General features: G+C 63.2%; 15 protein-coding genes and 2 pseudogenes. 9 read left to right on the forward strand and 8 right to left on the reverse strand.

Annotation, left to right across the window (positions count from 1 at the left end; all coding sequences use genetic code 11):
- Positions 1-356 precede the first annotated feature (356 nt).
- Complete coding sequence (locus AB3L03_RS13285) at positions 357-1,499, forward strand: recombinase family protein (protein ID WP_368508783.1); 1,143 nt, start codon at positions 357-359, stop codon at positions 1,497-1,499.
- Complete coding sequence (locus AB3L03_RS13290; protein WP_368508784.1) at positions 1,496-2,059, forward strand: hypothetical protein; 564 nt, start codon at positions 1,496-1,498, stop codon at positions 2,057-2,059. The genes AB3L03_RS13285 and AB3L03_RS13290 overlap by 4 nt, the downstream gene beginning before the upstream one ends.
- Here AB3L03_RS13290 and AB3L03_RS13295 read toward each other — a convergent pair.
- The 6 genes and pseudogenes from AB3L03_RS13295 to AB3L03_RS13320 all read right to left on the reverse strand — a co-directional run.
- Positions 2,032-2,121, reverse strand: a pseudogene (locus AB3L03_RS13295) (acyl-CoA thioester hydrolase); the annotation flags it as partial. The gene AB3L03_RS13290 and the pseudogene AB3L03_RS13295 overlap by 28 nt on opposite strands.
- 70 nt (positions 2,122-2,191) lie before the next feature.
- Positions 2,192-3,108 (reverse strand): annotated as a pseudogene (locus AB3L03_RS13300) (metallophosphoesterase).
- 128 nt (positions 3,109-3,236) lie between these two features.
- Entirely contained in the window at positions 3,237-4,295 is a 1,059-nt protein-coding gene (gene ruvB / locus AB3L03_RS13305; RefSeq protein ID WP_026232771.1) for a Holliday junction branch migration DNA helicase RuvB, read from the reverse strand.
- On the reverse strand, positions 4,292-4,909 hold the full coding sequence (gene ruvA / locus AB3L03_RS13310) for a Holliday junction branch migration protein RuvA (protein WP_018454590.1): 618 nt from the start codon (positions 4,907-4,909) through the stop codon (positions 4,292-4,294). The genes ruvB and ruvA overlap by 4 nt, the downstream gene beginning before the upstream one ends.
- Entirely contained in the window at positions 4,906-5,433 is a 528-nt protein-coding gene (ruvC, locus tag AB3L03_RS13315; protein WP_018454591.1) for a crossover junction endodeoxyribonuclease RuvC, read from the reverse strand. The genes ruvA and ruvC overlap by 4 nt, the downstream gene beginning before the upstream one ends.
- A gap of 71 nt (positions 5,434-5,504) precedes the next feature.
- Complete coding sequence (locus AB3L03_RS13320; protein ID WP_085361596.1) at positions 5,505-6,251, reverse strand: YebC/PmpR family DNA-binding transcriptional regulator; 747 nt, start codon at positions 6,249-6,251, stop codon at positions 5,505-5,507.
- Positions 6,252-6,456: 205 nt separating this feature from the next.
- Between AB3L03_RS13320 and AB3L03_RS13325 the strand changes: the two genes are divergently transcribed.
- Positions 6,457-8,205, forward strand: coding sequence for a methyl-accepting chemotaxis protein (locus tag AB3L03_RS13325; RefSeq protein WP_368508785.1), 1,749 nt, complete (start codon positions 6,457-6,459; stop codon positions 8,203-8,205).
- 108 nt (positions 8,206-8,313) lie between these two features.
- The gene (locus AB3L03_RS13330; protein ID WP_368508786.1) at positions 8,314-9,738 is read left to right on the forward strand and encodes a methyl-accepting chemotaxis protein; all 1,425 of its coding nucleotides are present in this window, start codon (positions 8,314-8,316) and stop codon (positions 9,736-9,738) included.
- A 740-nt stretch (positions 9,739-10,478) separates the two neighbouring features.
- Here the strand turns inward: AB3L03_RS13330 and AB3L03_RS13335 are convergent.
- Positions 10,479-10,868, reverse strand: coding sequence for a hypothetical protein (locus AB3L03_RS13335; protein WP_240544094.1), 390 nt, complete (start codon positions 10,866-10,868; stop codon positions 10,479-10,481).
- Positions 10,834-11,097 carry a hypothetical protein gene (locus tag AB3L03_RS13340; RefSeq protein ID WP_368508787.1) on the reverse strand — a complete coding sequence of 88 codons (264 nt, stop codon included), beginning with the start codon at positions 11,095-11,097 and terminating at the stop codon, positions 10,834-10,836. The genes AB3L03_RS13335 and AB3L03_RS13340 overlap by 35 nt, the downstream gene beginning before the upstream one ends.
- Positions 11,098-11,272: 175 nt before the next feature.
- On the opposite strand from AB3L03_RS13340, the gene AB3L03_RS13345 reads away from it, so the two are divergent.
- The 5 genes from AB3L03_RS13345 (at position 11,273) to AB3L03_RS13365 (ending at position 18,305) form a co-directional block, all read left to right on the forward strand.
- Positions 11,273-11,608 carry a hypothetical protein gene (locus AB3L03_RS13345; RefSeq protein WP_083926372.1) on the forward strand — a complete coding sequence of 112 codons (336 nt, stop codon included), beginning with the start codon at positions 11,273-11,275 and terminating at the stop codon, positions 11,606-11,608.
- 373 nt (positions 11,609-11,981) lie between these two features.
- Positions 11,982-13,925: an ATP-binding protein gene (locus AB3L03_RS13350; RefSeq protein ID WP_368509053.1), complete on the forward strand. Its 1,944-nt coding sequence runs from the start codon at positions 11,982-11,984 to the stop codon at positions 13,923-13,925.
- A 389-nt stretch (positions 13,926-14,314) separates the two neighbouring features.
- Positions 14,315-14,779 (forward strand): (2Fe-2S)-binding protein, encoded by a 465-nt coding sequence (locus AB3L03_RS13355; RefSeq protein WP_018454596.1) that lies wholly within the window; start codon positions 14,315-14,317, stop codon positions 14,777-14,779.
- Positions 14,780-14,787: 8 nt separating this feature from the next.
- The gene (locus tag AB3L03_RS13360) at positions 14,788-16,965 is read left to right on the forward strand and encodes a molybdopterin cofactor-binding domain-containing protein (protein WP_368508788.1); all 2,178 of its coding nucleotides are present in this window, start codon (positions 14,788-14,790) and stop codon (positions 16,963-16,965) included.
- On the forward strand, positions 16,962-18,305 hold the full coding sequence (locus tag AB3L03_RS13365) for a cytochrome c (protein WP_085351771.1): 1,344 nt from the start codon (positions 16,962-16,964) through the stop codon (positions 18,303-18,305). The genes AB3L03_RS13360 and AB3L03_RS13365 overlap by 4 nt, the downstream gene beginning before the upstream one ends.
- Positions 18,306-18,338: the final 33 nt, after the last annotated feature.

Here is an 18,338-nt window from a genome sequence, read left to right on the forward strand (position 1 = left end):
ACTACGCGCCTCATCGCCAGGAATGCCCTCACGCACGCTGCGGCACTTGACGAATTTCATTTTCATTCGAAGCTGCCGAAGCCAGCATGAGGGACGCGTTGCGAGTAATCGCTGCGGCTTGGCCGTAGCGCAGCGCGGAAATTTACGCTAGCTTCCGCTCGCGAGTTTGCAAATGCCTACCCGCATCCGATCTTTCCGAAGACAACGAGCGACCATTCGACCGCTTGCCCCCTCCCATCCTCAGAGCTGGGATAATCCGGACAATGAGGAAATCTGGTTTGAGTTGGCGCGCGCCATCGGACGTCAGATCGCACGGGATGAACATCATGGCTCGGGGCAGCCGATAGAGGACCGGCATGACGGACCCGTCATCGAAGAAAACGGCCGTAATATACGCGCGCTATTCGAGCGACATGCAAAGGGTGAGCTCGATTGACGGTCAGCTGTTACTCTGCCGCAAAGTCGCATTGCGCAACAACCTCGATGTCGTCGGCGAGTTTGTGGATGCCGCAAAATCTGGTCTTACCGAAGGTGCGCGGGACGGCTATCAGCGCTTGCTCAACGGTGTGCGAAGCCGGCAGTTTGACGTAGTCGTCGTTGAGCATTTCGACCGCTTGTCGCGCGATCCCGCAACCATCCAGCGTCTCAAGCAGGTTTTCGAGTTCAACGGCGTTGAGCTGATGGATCAGAAAGGAGTCTACGCGACCGCCACTGACATTAGCATCGCAAGTCTGTACAACACGATTTACAAGCCGCAGCTCGCCGAAAAGGTTCGGCGCGGCCATGACAACGCTGTTGCGAACGGAAGAATTCCGGGCTCATACGCCTATGGTTATCGGCCGAGGCCGGGCGCGCCCGGCGAGCGCGTAATCGATGAGAACGAAGCAAAGATTGTGCTCCGCATCTTCAAAGAATATGCAGCGGGCCGCTCGACCCGAACTATCGCCGCTGACCTCACCCGCGAAGGCGTGCCCTCACCAGGGGCAACTCGTCACAAGAACAAGGCGGGTCGCACCACCTGGAACCATCAGTGCATCACAGGCGGTCGGCATGGTCGCGGCATTATCGGCAACGAACTATACATCGGCGAGATACATTGGAACGTTCGCTCGACAATTCTTAACCCAGAGACGCAGAAGAAACAGAAGCGCTGCAATCCAGCAGAACGCCACATTATCGTCAAAAAGCCAGAGCTGCGGATCGTTCCGCAAGGGCTCTGGGATCTAGCGCAGAAGGTTCGTAGGGTGCGCGCGGTATCTATGTTCGGACCGACTGGCCAGCCGCGGCGTCGCGCCGTGAGTCCGCGCAACCATGAGCACCCGCTTGCCGGTGTGCTCCGGTGTGGCGTCTGCAATGGCCATATGCGAATCGCTCAATCCTCGCGTAACGGTGCGCCGCGCGCGGCATGCGCGAGCGCGCATCAGCGGGGCACCTGCGAGCACACCCGTAGCTTTGATATGGACGTTCTGCTCGAGGATGCCTCCGAAAAAATCAGGTGAAATTGCTTTCGCCGAAAGCCATTGAAGAGGCGATGCGTACTTGGAAGGAGGAGCGCAAAAACGATCGGAACAATGGCAGCGAACACAATAAGCTAGAGCGTCGACGCCGCGTATTGACTACCGAGATCGAACGCCTCTCTTATGCCATCGCAAATAGCCGCCGCAAGCCGGACGAATTGCTCAAGCGGATCGATGAGTGCGATCTGGAGCGGGAAAGCGTTGAAGAGCGCTTGCGGCTGCTGGGCGGTGGCGGCGAAAATTTAGTTGGCTTCGATCGCCCGAAATTCAGTGACCGATACTCCTCGGAGGTTAGAAGGCTTATCACCGCGCTCAAAACCAATCCGAAGGCGATCGAAACTCGCATTGCCTTCCGCAACTTGATTGAATGCATAGTAGTGCATCCGGTTCGCAAGCGGATGCCCTACGAATATACGCCCTACCTGAACAGCTCCGCGCTTTACGGAAAGAACCTTTTTCCCGAAAACCGCAGCAAGGAGCGAGAGATCAGCACGTTTGCATACTACGACAATGGCAAGCCAGGGAAATCCGTGTCCTCGTAATAGACGCGGACCTGCATATGGTGGCGGCCGTCGCGGATCTCGCCGTCGAGATGAGCTGTCACGTCGCGAGCCTCTTCGCTTTTTCGGTAACCAGCCCGTTTTGCGCAAAAACGGCCGGCTGCGCAAGCGCGGCTAGACCACCGCCGGCCCACGCCCCAGCGTCACCTCGACGATCTCCGGCGGCACGCCGACGCGGAGCGGCATGATGCTGCAACCGAGGCCGCCGGAGATGATGACGTCGCATTTGAGCCGGACATGGCCATAGGCGAGCCGGAGGCCGTGCTGTGGCGGAACCGCCGGCGACCAACCGAGCAGGCGGACCTGGCCGCCATGAGTGTGGCCGGACAGTTGCAGCGCGATGCGGGCGGGCACGCGCGGCGCGATATTGGGCTCATGCGCGAGCAGGATGATCGGCGCGTCGTCGGTGACCTTGGCAAGCGTCGCGTCGAGATCGTCGGCGCCGAAGCGTCCCGTGCTCGGAAGCGTCGCGCCGGCAGAAAGGCGAGTTGATCGCCAAGGCCGGCGAGCCAGAATGCACGGCCATCCTTGGCGAGCCGCACGACGTCGTTCTCGTAGACGGGAATGCCGGCCGTCTCCAGCGCGCGATGCGCGACCGTCGGCCCGTGTCCAGCCTGCTGGACGATCCTGTCCGCCCAATAGTCATGGTTGCCCATGACGGCATGGACGCCGAGCGGCGCTTTCAGGCCGGCCAGCACCTTGGCCCATTCGCTCGCCGGAATGATGCGCGTGACCTGGTGCAGACCGGCAACATAGTCGCCGAGCAGCACGATGATATCCGCATTCAGCGCATTGGTGCGATCGACGATGGCTTCGATCCGCTCCAGCGACATCCAGGGATCGCAGGCATGGATGTCGGCGATCACGGCGATCTTCAGCGGGAAATCCGCCGGCCATTGCCGCGGGGTTGGATGATAGCGGGTGACGCGAAGCCGCAGCACCGGCTCGACGCCGACGCCATAGGCCGCGGTCGATGCGCCGAGGGCGGACAGTCCGCCGATGGAACGGATGAGGTGACGGCGCGTGATCATGGCAGCCTGATCGTGATGCAGCTTGTTGATGCGACCCTATTGAAGCGGAAATGGGGTGCTTTTGTGCAGACCCTCTGCACGAAATCACCGGAAATTCATGACGGCCCGACCGTCCGTACTTGCGCAGATCAGTCGTCGCTCTCGTCGGTGCCGAACAGGCCGAACTGTGCCGCCGCATCGCGCGATGGCTCGCTGATGCCGAGATGGCGAAAGGCGTGCGAGGTGAGCAGGCGGCCGCGCGGAGTGCGCTGCAGATAGCCGCACTGGATCAGATAGGGCTCGATGATGTCTTCGATCGCATCGCGCGGCTCCGACAGAGCGGCGGCCATCGTCTCGACGCCGACCGGGCCGCCGCCATAGTTCTGCGCGATGGTCGTGAGGTAACGGCGGTCCATCGCGTCGAGGCCGGCGGCATCGACCTCGAGCGCGCTCAGCGCGTGGTCGGCAATCTTGCGATCGATCCTGTCGGCATCGGCCGCCGAAGCAAAATCGCGCACGCGGCGCAGCAGCCGGCCGGCGATACGCGGCGTGCCACGCGCGCGTCGCGCGATCTCGTTGGCGCCATCCGCGCTCATGCCGACGTTGAGCACGCGGGCACCACGGGTGACAATGCTTTCCAGCTCCTCGATGGTGTAGAAATTCAACCGGACCGGAATGCCGAAGCGGTCGCGCAAGGGATTGGTGAGCAGGCCGGCGCGGGTAGTGGCGCCGACGAGGGTGAATTTCGACAGCTCGATCTTCACCGAGCGCGCCGCCGGACCCTCGCCGATGATGAGGTCGAGCTGGAAATCCTCCATCGCGGGATAGAGCACTTCTTCCACCGCCGGGCTCAGGCGATGGATCTCGTCGATGAACAGCACATCGCGCTCTTCGAGATTGGTGAGCAGCGCGGCGAGATCGCCGGCCTTGGCGATCACCGGGCCTGATGTCGCGCGAAAGCCGACGCCGAGTTCCTTGGCCACGATCTGCGCCAGCGTGGTCTTGCCGAGGCCGGGGGGACCGACGAACAGCACGTGATCCAGCGCCTCGCCGCGCTTGCGCGCCGCCTCGATGAAGATGGACAGATTCTTGCGCGCCTGCTGCTGGCCGACGAAGTCGGACAGCGATTGCGGACGCAGCGCAGTGTCGCCGACATCGTCGCTGCGGCGCTCGGGCGTGACCATGCGGTTGGCCTTAGGATCGCTCACTTCGCGAGCTCCTTCAGGCCAAGGCGAATGAGCTGCGCGGTCTCCGCATTCTCACCCGCGCTGCGCGATGCAGATGCAATGGCCGCGGCAGCTTGCGGCTGGCCGTAGCCGAGATTGACCAGCGCGGAGATCGCGTCCGCCACGGGCCGTGGCGCGCGCTGGTCGTCGACGGCGCCGGCGAGGTGCACGACCGCCGGATCGACATTGGCAAAGGCCGGCGCCTTGTCCTTCAACTCGGTGACGATGCGCTCTGCGACTTTGGGGCCGACACCCGGCGTGCGCGCCACTGCAGCCTTGTCGCGCAACGCGATCGCGTTGGCGAGGTCGGACGGCCCAAGCGTGCCGAGCACAGCGAGCGCGACCTTGGCGCCGACGCCCTGCACGGTCTGAAGCAGGCGAAACCATTCGCGCTCCTGGTCGCTGCGGAAGCCGAACAGCTTGATCTGATCCTCGCGAACATAGGTCTCGATCGACAGCACGGCGGCCTCGCCCGGCGAGGGCAGATGCTGCAGCGTGCGCGTCGAGCAATGCACCTGATAACCGACCCCGCCGACGTCGAGGATGACGAAATCCTCGCCGTAGGAATCGATCAGGCCCTTGAGCTTGCCGATCATAAGCCTGCCACCTTCAGCCGCAGCGCGGTGCTCTGGCGATGATGGGCATGGGTGATGGCGATGGCGAGCGCGTCGGCGGCGTCCGCGGACGGCGGATCGGCCTTCGGCAGCAAAATCTTGAGCATCATCGCGATCTGCTGCTTGTCGGCGTGGCCGGCGCCGACCACCGTCTTCTTCACCTGGTTCGGCGCGTATTCGGCAACACTGATGCCGAACATCGCAGGCGCGAGCATGGCGACGCCGCGGGCCTGGCCGAGCTTCAGCGTCGCGACGCCGTCCTTATTGACGAAAGTCTGCTCGACCGCGGCTTCCATCGGCTTGTGACTGGACAGGACGGCGGCCAGCCCCTCATGGATCGCGAGCAGCCGGCTCGCCAGCGGCAAATCGTCCGGCGGCTCCACCGAGCCGCAGGCGACGTAGATCAGGCGGTTGCCCTCGGCCTCGATCACGCCCCAGCCGGTGCGGCGCAGGCCAGGGTCGATGCCGATGATGCGAACGGGGCCACGAATCGGGAGCGTCGTCATGAGCCAGTGATAGCGGCTGGCCGCCGTGGGGGAAACAGAAACAGAACGGAAGTAACAGGGGAAGTGCCCCCCTACCCGCCCATCTTCGCCAGCAGCGCGTCCGACACCTCGAAATTGGCGTAGACGTGCTGGACGTCGTCGTGCTCGTTGAGCAGGTCCATCAGCTTGAGCAGCTTCTCGCCCGTCTCGTCGTCGACTGCGACCGTGTTCTGCGGCTTCCAGATCAGCGCGGCCTTGCGCGGCTCGCCGAACTTGGCCTCCAGCGCCTTGGCGACGTCGCGATAGCCTTCGGTCGAGGCGTAGATCTCGTGGCCGCCTTCGCTCGAGATCACGTCGTCGGCGCCGGCCTCGATCGCGGCATCCAGCACCGCATCGTCGGAGGCGATGCTGCGGTCGTATTCGACGATGCCGGTTCGGTCGAACATGAAGGAGACCGAGCCGGTTTCACCGAGATTGCCGCCGGACTTGGTGAAGAAGGAGCGGATGTCGGAAGCCGCGCGGTTGCGATTGTCGGTCAGCGCCTCGACGATGACGGCAACGCCGCCTGGGCCGTAACCCTCGTAGCGGATCTCGTCATAATTCTCGCTGTCGCTGCCGAGCGCCTTCTTGACGGCGCGCTCGATATTGTCCTTCGGCATGTTCTCCTGGCGCGCCGCGGTGATGGCGGCACGCAGGCGCGGGTTCATGTTGGGGTCGGGCGTCCCCAGCTTGGCCGCGACGGTGATTTCCCGTGCCAGCTTGCCGAACAGTTTCGACTTCTGGGCATCCTGCCGCCCCTTGCGGTGCATGATGTTCTTGAATTGGGAATGTCCGGCCATGCGTGATCTTCTCTAGGGACTCGTGCGCCAAGGTGAGCGTGGGAAGCGCGGCCTTATAGGCCGCCACCCCCTTGGAAAGAAAGAGGCTCTACGACTTTAAGGTAACACCGTACGGGCCCGTGCCTAGATGTCAGGCATCGTTAACCCTGATTTCATTCCAGCCTGCGAAAATAGCCTCCGACCGTCCCGCGACAAGAGAGACCTGATGGCATTCGGACTATTTCGGAAGCGTCTGCCGGACATGGCTGCACCTGCGGCTGCCCCGCAGGCTGCGCAGCCGGCGGCCCATTCCGAGCCTGCCGCGGCCGTCGAAAGCGATTCGGCCAAGGAAATCCTGGAACTGCTGGAACTCGAACTGGGCGCCATGATTCGCCAGCTCGAGCGCGCCGCCAATTCGGTGGCCGGCGGCGCCGAGGCGACCGCCACGACACTTGCCGCCATCCGCGACCGCACCGACGCCCTGACCGGCCGGACCAACGCCGCGCAATCGAATGCCTCCACCTTCGCCCATGCCGCCGACAAATTCACCCAGTCGGCGCTGGGCATCGGGGCGCAGGTTCGCGAGGCCGGCAAGCTCGCCGACGAGGCCAGCGCCGCGGCACAGGAAGCCCGCGCCAATGTCGATCGCTTGCGCGAATCCTCGGCCGCCATCGGCAACGTGGTCAATCTGATCGCACAGATCGCGCGGCAGACGACGCTGCTCGCGCTCAACTCGACCATCGAGGCCGCGCGCGCGGGCGCCGCGGGAAGAGGCTTTGCGGTCGTCGCCACCGAGGTCAAGGCACTCGCGGTGCAGACCCAGGGCGCGACGGAGGAAATCACCAAGAAGATCGACGCGCTGCAGCGCGACGCCGCCGGCTCCGCGGATGCGGTGCACCGCATCTCGCAGGCGATTGAGGCCATCCGCCCGGTGTTCGAGACCGTCAACGGCGCGGTCGCCGAACAGAACGCCACCACCAGCGAAGTCTCCGGCAACGCGACCAGCGCGTCGCAGTTCATCATCTCGGTCGGCGAAAGCGCAGCCGAGATCGATGCTGCGACCAAGGCGGCCGAGAGCCACGGCGAGAGCGTCGCCAGCGCAGGCAAGGCCGTGACCGCCTTCGCACAGAAACTGAAATCGCGCTGCGCCGTGCTGCTGCGCCAGAGCGAGCACGATGACCGCCGCAAGACCGAGCGGCTGCCCTGCCATCTCAAGCTAAAAACCGCCCGCGGCGTGCTGCCGGTCTACGAGATAGCGATGGACGGCGTGCTGATCGGCGGCGCGGACGCGGGCCGCCTTGCATCGCAAGCCATGGTCGAAGGCACCCTCGAAGGCGTCGGCGCCTGCCGCCTGCGCGTGGTCGAGCAATCCAAGGCCGGTGCCCGCGCGCAATTCGTTAGTCCCAATGACGAGCTCCGCGAGAAGATCGAGGACAGGCTGTGGTCGATCCACGAGGAGAACACGGAGTTTGTCACCCGCGCCATGGAGGCGGGTAACGCGCTGACCGCGATCTTCGAGCAGGCGGTTGCCCGCGGCGAGGTGAAGATCGACGACCTCTTCGACACCGATTATGCCGAAATCGCCGGAACCAATCCGCAGCAGTACCGCACCAGATATCTGGACTGGGCCGACCGCGCGCTGCCGGCGTTCCAGGAAGCCTTTCTGGCGAAGGACCCGCGCATGGCATTCTGCGCCATGGTCGATCGCAACGGCTTCCTGCCGGTGCACAACAGGATCTATTCGCATCCGCAGCGGCCGGGTGATGCCGCCTGGAACACGGCCAACAGCCGCAACCGGCGGATGTTCAACGATCCGGCGGGGTTGGCTGCCGCGCGCAACCTGCGCTCGTATCTGGTGCAGAGCTATGCACGCGACATGGGCAACGGAAATACGGTGATGATGCGCGAGATCGACGTTCCGATCCGCGTGCAAGGCCGGCACTGGGGCGGATTCAGGACGGCCTACAAGCTCTAGTGCGCGCTCAGGCAAGACGCCAAAGCGCGAATCACCTCTAAGATCGATATTGGAATGGGAATGCCGCGGAGAGCCGGCGAATGGCTCTGACTGGAGGACTCTCAAGACATGTCCGTCGTACAACTTGCAGTACTGGACACCGGCTCCAACCGAACACTTTCCGAACGGCTGATCGATCAGCTCGCCGACCGCATCGGCGGCCTCGGCGTGGAACTGGCTGACATCGCCGGCAACGTCCAGGAAGTCGCAAGCCGCGTCGCGAACCAGTCGGAACGTTTCCACCACCTCCAGGAAACTGCCGAAACGATGGTGTCGGCCAATCACGACATCGCCAATGCGTCACAGGCGGTGCAAACGACCACGTCAGCGGCGGTCGGCGAGATCGCGCAGTCGCGCGGCGCAGTCGATGCCGCGGTGAGCCACATCTCCGAGCTCGTTGCAGCGGTGGAGCGGATCGAGGCGCGCTTGAGCGCCGTCGGCTCCGCGCTGGCACAAGTGGCAAAAGTGTCCGGCTCGATCGAGGCGATCGCGAAGCAGACCAATCTGCTCGCGCTCAATGCCACCATCGAGGCGGCACGCGCCGGCAATGCCGGCCGCGGCTTCGCGGTGGTGGCAAGCGAGGTCAAGAACCTCGCGGAAGCCACCCGCCAGGCCACGCACCAGATCTCCGACACCGTGCGCGATCTCGACGGCCAGATCGAAGGTCTGATCGGCGAGAGCAGCGATGCCTCGCAGCGCGCGAAGACGGCCGGCGCAGGCGCCCAGCGGATCTCCGGCATCATCTCGCGGGTCCAGCAGGGCTTCGCCTCCGTGGAAGCCGAGATCGGCAGCGTCACGCGCGCGGCAACCTCCAACCTCGGACATTGCGACACCGTCATCAGCGAGCTCAACGAGCTCGCCAAGGGCGTCGACCTCTCCTCACGCGATCTCAAGAACGCCGATCAACGCGTGACCAAACTGCTCGACACGTCCGAAGGGCTGATTGCGCTGATCGCCGACAGCGGCGTCGAGACATCGGATGCGCCGCTGATCCGAATTGTCGTCGAGACCGCAAAGCGGATCTCGGACGAGTTCGAAGCCGCCATCGGCCGCGGCGAGATCACGCTCGACCAGTTCATGGACGAGAACTATCGGGAAATCCCCGGCACCGATCCCAAGCAGTACAACACTGACTATGTCGACTTCACAGACCGCGTGCTGCCCGCGATCCAGGACCCGATCCAGAAATCCGATCCCCGCATCGTGTTCTGCGTCGCCTGGGCGAAGGGCGGCTATCTGCCGACGCACAACCCGAACTACCGCCTGCCGCAGGGCAAGGACCCGGTCTGGAATAACGCCAATTGCCGCAACCGCCGCCTGTTCACCGATCGCGCGGTGCAGAAGGTCGCGGCCAACACCAAGCCGTTCCTGCTGCAGACCTATCGCCGCGACATGGGCGGCGGGCAGTTCGTGCTGATGAAGGATTTATCCTCGCCGATCATGATCCGCGGCAAGCACTGGGGCGCCTTCCGGATGGGCTTTCGGCAGAGCTGAGGGTCGTCGCGACGCGCTTGCGGCGGGCGCATGGCCTCCCTGAATCAAAAACCTCGAAAACAACCCCATGCACAGTAGCCGGGGCGAGTAGAATCAACGGCTTAAGCGCCAGATGAATCCGTCGATCCAGGCGCCTCTGAAGCGCTTGCGCCGTCGGGCAAAACAGGCGTATACTGCTATTATTCCGAAATCTCCACCCCCTCCTCTTCTCCCCTCGCGAGAGAAGCCGATTTCCATAGCCCCGCCCCGCTTTCCGTAGACGGCGCTGGCCGCGCGCTGTACGGCCTTCCGGGCCTACGCTTGGGCGGCCCGGTAGCTGTGCTTGGCAATGAACGGACTACTTCTTTTGCTCGGTGGTCGTCGTGGCGGCCGGGGTGCCGTCGCGAGCGTCCCGTCGCTCGTCGCGTCCCGTACGCCTCTCTTGGCGCCGCTCTGTGCGTCCCGTGCGGCGTTCCTGGCGGCGCTCTGTTCGCCCGCTGCGCCGCTCCTGGCGGCGTTCTGTGCCTGACTTCGGCGCGTCCGCTGGCGGCGTGGTAGGCGCGGCGGCTGGCGCAGTGGTTTGAGCAACAGCCTCTGAGGCCGCCAAAATTGAGGACGAAACCACAAGCCCAAACACCCCTGCGTATCCAAGGAAGGTTAGTGCGTTGCGACGACAGACCTGTTTCGGCTCCGAACGTTCATTCATGGTCAGGCTCCCGGTTGCTGCCCCTTAGAGCATGTCACCAGCGTCGGTGGCCTAGTTATTGATCTGGATCAACTTGGTTCGGTGCTTCGAGCCACGTTGGGATTTCGGCCGATGGGATCGACACTCTCGGAAAGTGAGGGATGACAGTCCCTGCACTGACGATCAGTCCGTCGTTGAATTTGGTTCGCGCAAAATCCTTGGCTGCTGCTTCGCTTTCAAACGTGTTGGTTAGCCGCGGATGTCGCCGTCTTGACAGTGTGCCATCCAGCGGCACTTCAAAAGTGACGTACCAAGTGTGTTTCATGCCTAAAGCCGCCCCGTCGGTACGGTGGCCTATCCCCGCCAGACAAAGCAAAGCCGCCACCGGGACGAAGCGATGGCGGCTTCTTCCTGGCTTGCGAAACCGGCCTTTACCGCCTGGCTCCGACACGATTGACGCCACCATTCGCATTGCCGCCGGCGTTATGACGGACTGCGGCGCGCGCCACCGGGCGGGGCCTGAGCACGACGCCTGCCCGAGCAACGCAACCCGCTGGGTAGGCAGTGTATTGGCAATACACGACCGCATTGGCTGGGCCTGGATTGAGCGTGAGACCTGCAAGGCCCAACAGGGCGCTGGCAGCAATCCCGGCAACAGTCGCTGACCTGATCGAAAGACGCTTGCTCGGATGCATGGCGGACCTCTCTCTTGGAACTTGCGCAACTGAGGCTCATCGCCTTCTCAGGTGCGGCAGAACATAGCGTAGTCGCCGCAGTGGGCGGGTTCGATTGATCTACATCAAGCTCCTGCGCGGAGAGAGCCGCAATCTCGCGAGCGGGGCTTAAGGAATTCATGGAAGGGTTTCTGTCATGCTCCGCTTCATTCTTGCTTCTCTTGCCGCTTTCGTTTTGCTCACCGCCTGCTTGATCCCCGATGATGCCGAGGCTCGGCGCGGCGGAGGTGCCTATCGGGGTGGCGGCGGTTATCGCGGCGGTGCGGTCGCAGTTCGAGGACCGCGAGGCGGCGGCGCTGTTGCGGTGCGCGGCGCAGGCTACCGGGGCTACGGCTACCGGGGCGGCTATCGCGGCTACGGCTATCGGGGCTACGGTGTGGGAGCGGCAGCGGTAGGCGCGGCTGCCGTTGGCACTGCTGCGTACCGCCGCAGTTGCTACGATGCTTACGGAAACTATATTTGCGCCTATTAACCCGTCGACCGCGACTTCCATCGCCTCGCGCTCAAGTCCGCGCCTGATCGAGCGAATAGGCGTGAACGGCGAAGAGCGGGCTTCGGGCTTTAGCCGGGACCGGCTGATAGACGGTGAACGGCTTCGGGCTTCGCATGGCTTGCTCCTGTTGAAGCTCGGGCGAACCCCGAGCTTCAACTTTCAGCCACCGTTAGCGCGTGCAGTAAAACCAAGATTTCGGCTGGAATTCATTGTCCCCGGAATCGTTGCGGTCCGCTGCCGCTGGGTCCAGTCCTGATCGCTCTCCCCGGCCAAGCCGCCGACAGCCGTTTTTCGGCCTATTAAACATTCGGCCGTGCCATTAGGCTCCGGGACCGAGGGGACTAGGATGGCAATGCGGTTTTGCCTGTTCTCACTATCCTGGCGATCCTTTTGCAGGCGGACCTTCGCCGCCCCGCTGGTCGTCGCATTGTTGCTGGCAACACTGGGGCCGGGTCGGGCGGCTGATCCTGAGCCCAAGCGCGTTTTGATGCTGCAATCATTCGGCCTCCGCTTCAAACCGTGGACCGATTTCGCTGAGTTTCTTCGCCCCCAAATGATCAAGCAATCGAAAGTCCCAATCGACTTTCAGGACCACTCGCTGCTAAGCGCCCGTGTGGACGACGACAAGGCGCTCGCACCCTTTATCGGTTACCTCCAAGCATTGTACGGGGCCAAACCTCCCGACCTCATTGTCGCCCTCGGTGCGCCAGCTGCCGAGTTTGTGCAGCGGTATCGCGCTCAGCTTTTCCCCAAGACACCCATGATGTTTACTTCCGTCGAGGCGCGACGGGTCCAATACGACAAGCTGACCGAGTATGACACCGTGGCCGCTGCGGCTCATAATTTTCCTGCCGCCATCGAAACTATTCTGAAGGTGTTGCCCGACACGAAAGTGATCGCCGTCGTGAATGGGGCTTCGCCCAATGAAACATTTTGGCAAGGGGTATTGGAGCGAGAACTCGCACCGTTCAGCGGGCGGGTTGAACTACGATGGTATAACAAGCTGTCATTTGAAGATATCCTGAAAGACGCGGCACATCTTCCACCTCACAGCGCCATCTTCTGGCATCTGATGAGCGTTGATGCGGCGGGTGTTACACATGAGGGCGCTGCCGCATTGCACAGGCTCTCGGCTGCCGCCAATGCTCCCATATTTTCTTATCTTGACGGATTTTTTGATGGCTCGATTGTCGGCGGCTCCATGCATTCGACTGAGAAGGGCATGACTATCGCAGCCGCGGCGGCAATCCGTATTCTAAACGGTGAAAAAGCTGGCGACGTAAAGGTCGCACCCAGCCAATTCGAGCTGCCAAGGTTCGATTGGCGGCAAATGCAGCGGTTCGGGATCAGCGACAGCCACCTGCCGCCCGGCAGCACGGTCTACTTCCGCGAGCCATCGGTGTGGGAACGGTATTTATGGCTGATCGCATCCGTCGTCGCGGTTTTTCTCATACAAGCCGGGCTTATTGCTATCCTGCTACGTGAGCATCGCCGTCGTCAATTCGCCGAAGTACAGTCGCGACAGCGCATGACTGAACTCGCCCACGTTAATCGCTTCGCGACCGCTGGCGAACTGACCGCCTCGATTGCTCACGAGATCAACCAGCCGCTTGGGTCTATTCTGACGAACGCCGAAACCGCAGCCGCGATCCTGCAATCGCAGCGTCCCGATATCGCTGCACTTTCCGATGTCGTTGAACTCAGGGAAATTGTGAACGATATTCTACAGGATGACCGGCGTGCCACCGAGGTCATTCGCAGGATGCGCAGCCTCCTAAAAAAGGCGCCGTTCGAATTGAAGCAACTGGACCTCAATGAGGTTGTGCAAGAGACGGTCAGATTTCTTTTGGCGCTAACCGTCAGCCGAAAATTCGAAATGGTCAACGTGATCACGCCCGATGCGCTACCGATCCTCGGCGACCGCATTCAGCTTCAACAAGTCATTTTGAACCTTGTGCTGAACGGGGTCGAGGCTATGAAGGACACGTCTCACGAAAGCCGCACTATCAGCATCCGGACTGCGCGCGTCGATCAATTCGCCGAGCTATCCGTGTCAGATCGCGGACCCGGCATTCCAGAAGACAAATTGAAACAGGTTTTCGAGCCGTTTTACAGCAGTAAAGCGGAAGGCATGGGCATGGGCTTGTCCATTGCGCGCACCATTATCGAAGCACACAACGGGTTCATATCAGCGAGCAATCGGGAGCATGGCGGTGCCTCGTTCACGATCAGGCTTCCCTTTGTCGCTGATCCAAAACGGCGCCCGTACGCGGAGACGGACCCCTCACCCGAATGAGCCTGCGTCTACCAGCGTCGCTGCCCTCTCCCACAAGGGGAGAGGGCACAACAATGAGTCGCGGCAATTGATCGCGCCGTCGATCGACTTCCACAATCGCACGACTTTCGTCATCGCATGATTTTGCGCATTCGCACGATCATCTGTGGCCATCAATGACGCTTGTGAGCAAAATGCGTTAGAAAATGACGATTATCATATCAATTAGCCCAAAATTACTGCAGTGATCGCCGCACAAATTCGTGAACGTCATGGCCTGACGCGCTCACTGCGCAAAAATGCATTGCCGGACATGTCGACGCTTCATCGTTTCGCATCGATATGATTATTGTGCGCGCAAATTCGCTGACTAGATCGCCGCAAGCGATCGAGCGAGCAAGGGGATGCATATGGCAACTGTTCTCACCATCAACGGCGAAACGAAATCGTTCGACGCGCCACCTGACATGCCGCTGCTGTGGGTGCTGCGCGACGTCCTTGGGATGACCGGCACCAAGTTCGGCTGCGGCATTGCGCAGTGTGGCGCCTGCACCGTGCACGTCGACGGCAAGGCAGTCCGCTCCTGCGTCTTGCCGGTCAGCGCGGTCGCGAACCGCGCCATCACCACGATCGAGCATGTCGGCAGCACGCCAGCGGGCGCAAAGGTGCAGAAGGCCTGGCTCGATGCCGAAGTGATCCAGTGCGGCTACTGCCAGTCCGGCCAGATCATGTCGGCCGCGGCACTGCTGGCGGCAACGCCCAGCCCTGACGATTCCGACATCGACGCCGCGATGGCCGGCAACATCTGCCGCTGCGGCACCTATGTGCGCATCCGCGAGGCCATCAAGCAAGCCGCCTCCGGCCGTCAGTCGTGAGGTCCGCCATGATCACCGACAAGACTCTTCCTGACGTCTCCCGCCGTGCGGTTCTGACCGGCGGTCTCGCCACCGGCTTCCTGCTCGCCTTCCATCTGCCGCTCCGCGCCGCCGTCAACGAGCCGGAGCAGCCGAAGGACACGACCGACGGCAAATTCGCGCCGAACGCCTTCATCCGGGTCGAAGACACCGGCCGCACCGTGCTCCTGATGCCGCAAGTCGAGATGGGCCAGGGGGTCTATACCTCGATTGCGATGATCCTGGCCGAAGAGCTCGACGCGGATTGGGCAAAGGTTGCGGTGCTGCACGCGCCGCCCAACGACAAGCTCTACGCCAATCCGGCGTTCGGCCTGCAGGCCACGGGTGGTTCGACCTCGATCCGCGCCTGGTGGAATCCGTTGCGCGCCGCCGGCGCCAGCGCGAAGGCGATGCTGGTGCAGGCCGCAGCGGCGCAATGGCAGGTCGAGCCGGCAAGCTGCACGACATCGAAAGGCGAGGTCGTGCATGCCGCAAGCGGCCGCAAGCTCGGCTATGGCGAACTGGCACTGGCCGCACAGGGCCAAACGCCGCCGAAGGACGTCCGGGTGAAGGACCCCAAGGACTTCGTCATCATCGGCCAGCCGCTGAAGCGGCTCGACACGCCGGACAAGGTCAATGGCAAGGTCGTCTACGGCATCGACGCGATCCTGCCCGGCATGAAGATCGCCGCGATCGCCAATTGCCCGGTCTTTGGCGGCAAGGTCGGCAAGGTCGACGACAGCGCGGCGGTCAAAATTGCGGGCGTACGCAAGGTCGTGGTGCTCGAGGATGCGGTCGCGGTGATCGGCGATCACATGTGGGCCGCAAAGAAGGGCCTCGATGCGCTCAAGATCGAGTGGAACGAGGGACCGAACGCGAAGCTCAGCACGAAGGACGTCTGGCAGCATCTGCGCGCCGCCAGCGAGAAGGACGGCGTGGTCGCGAAATCGGTCGGCGACATCGCCAAGGGGCTCGCCAGCGGCGACAGGTTCGAAGCAAGCTTCGAACTGCCGTTCCTTGCGCATGCCTCGATGGAGCCGATCAACGCCACCGTTCACGTCAGGCCGGATGCCTGCGAGATCTGGACCGGCACGCAGATCATGACGCGCGTGCAGTCGGAGGCGGCGAAGGCTGCGGGCCTCCCGGTCGACAAGGTGATTGTCAACCAGCATCTGCTCGGTGGCGGCTTCGGCCGCAAGCTCGAGCCGGATATGGTGGTGGCCGCCGTGAAGATCGCAAAGCAGGTCGACTATCCCGTCAAGGTGATATGGACCCGTGAGGAGGACATCCAGCACGACGTCTACCGTCCGGTCTATCGCGACCAGGTCACGGCGTCGCTGGTCGACGGCACGGTCGGGGCCTGGAAGTACAAGGTCGCCGGTTCCGCCGTGCTGGCGCGCTGGCTGCCGCCGGCGTTCCAGAAGGGTATCGACATCGACGCGGTCGATGCCGCCGTGGATGCACCCTACGAATTCACCAACTTCCATGTCGAATATGTCCGCGCCGAACCGCCGGCGGTGCCCACCGGCTTCTGGCGCGGCGTCGGTCCGAACAACAACGTGTTTGCGGTCGAATGCGCGATGGACGAGCTCGCGCGCAAGGCCGGCAAGGATCCGGTCGAATTCCGCCGCTCGATGCTGACGAAGAATCCGCGCATGCTCGCGGTGCTCAATCTTGCCGCCGAGAAATCCGGCTGGGGCCAACCGCTGCCACCGCGCGTCGGCCGCGGCGTCTGCGTCCAACCGTCGTTTGCAAGCTTCCTCGCCACCGTGGTGGAAGCGGAGATCGACGATATCGGCGAGATCGCGCTCCGCCGCATCGTCTCGGTGGTCGACACCGGTATCGCGGTCAACCCCGACACGGTGAAGGCGCAGATCGAGGGAGGCCTGGTGTTCGGCCTCACCGCCGCGCTCTATGGCGAGATCACCATCGAGAAGGGCCGCGTGCAGCAGTCGAACTTCCACGACTACCGCATGATGCGCATCAATGAGACACCGAAGATCGAGGTCTTCGTCGTCAGGAGCGGCGAGGCGCCCGGCGGCATCGGTGAGGCCGGTGTCAATGCCGGACCGCCGGCGCTGCGCAACGCTATCTACGCGGCAACCGGCGTTGCGCTGCGGCGCCTGCCAATCGATCGGAAACTGCTGGCTGCGGGGAAAAAGGCATGAGCGGCAAGATGCGTATCCTCACAAGCCTGGTCGTGATCGCCATCGTGCTGGCGGGACTCGGCCTCTGGTTCATCCGCGGCCCCGGCCCGCTCGACTTTGCCGGCGGCACCAAGGTGGCGCTGGCGGATTACCGCGCGGGCAAGCCGGCCGGCGTGCCGGCCAAGCTCGAGAAGGCTGGCATGGTCGAACGCGGCGAATATCTGACGAAGGCGGCCGACTGCATGGTCTGCCACACCAAGCCCGGCGGGACGGACTATTCCGGCGGGCTCGGCTTCAAGCTGCCGTTCGGCACGCTCTATTCCACCAACATCACGCCGGACAAGGACACCGGCATCGGCAATTACAGCGACCAGGATTTTCTCAACGCGGTCCAGCGCGGCAAGCGCCACGACGGCGCCCGGCTCTATCCGGCGATGCCGTACACGTCGTACACCTACATGACCGACGAGGACGTGCTGGCGGTGAAGGCTTATCTGTTCAGCCTGCCTGCGGTGCGTGCGAAGTCGCCGGAGAACACGCTGTCGTTCCCGTTCAACCAGCGCTGGGCGATGATGTTCTGGTCGGCCGTGTTCAATCCGGACACGCGCTTTGCGCCTGATACGTCGAAGAGCCCGGAGTGGAATCGCGGCGCCTATCTCGTGGAGGCGCTGGCGCATTGCGGCGAATGCCATACGCCGCGCAATCTCGGCTTTGCGCTGGACAACCGCAAGAAATTTGCAGGCGCGATCACGGCGGGGTGGCGCGCCTTCAACATCTCCTCCGACAAGGCCACCGGCCTCGGCAATTGGAGCGACGAGGACCTGGTCTCCTATCTGTCGCTCGGCCATGCGCCGGGCCACGGCTCGGCGTCGGGTCCGATGGGCGAAGCGGTCGACCACAGCTTTAGCCAGTTCGCGCCTGAGGACATAAGCAGCATCGTCGCTTATCTGCGCAGCGTGCCGCCGCAGCCCTCGCCCGACTTGCCCGCAATCACCGCGCCCGTCGCACCCGCCTCGCACAAGGACGGCGTCACGGCGGATGCGCGCGGCAAAATGGTGTTCGCCAGCGCCTGCGCCAGTTGCCATGGCTGGAGCGGCGAAAGCCCGGTCTCGCCGATGGCGACGCTGACCGGCACCTGGGCCGTCAACGACCCCGCCGCCACCAACGTCGCGCAAATCGTGCTGTCAGGCACCAAGCGCGACACGCCGGACGGCGCGCTGTCGATGCCGGCGTTCGGCAACGCCTATAGCGACGACGAGATCGCGGCGGTGGCGAACTACGTGACAGCGCGGTTCGGCGCGAAGGGCTCGAAGCTGACGGCGAAGGATGTTGCGGAGTTGCGGGAGCAGACGGCGGAGTAATTCTCGCGCCGACTGACGCTGCACCCTCTCCCC

The organism is Bradyrhizobium lupini, from assembly GCF_040939785.1.
Taxonomy (GTDB): Bacteria; Pseudomonadota; Alphaproteobacteria; order Rhizobiales; family Xanthobacteraceae; genus Bradyrhizobium; species Bradyrhizobium canariense_D.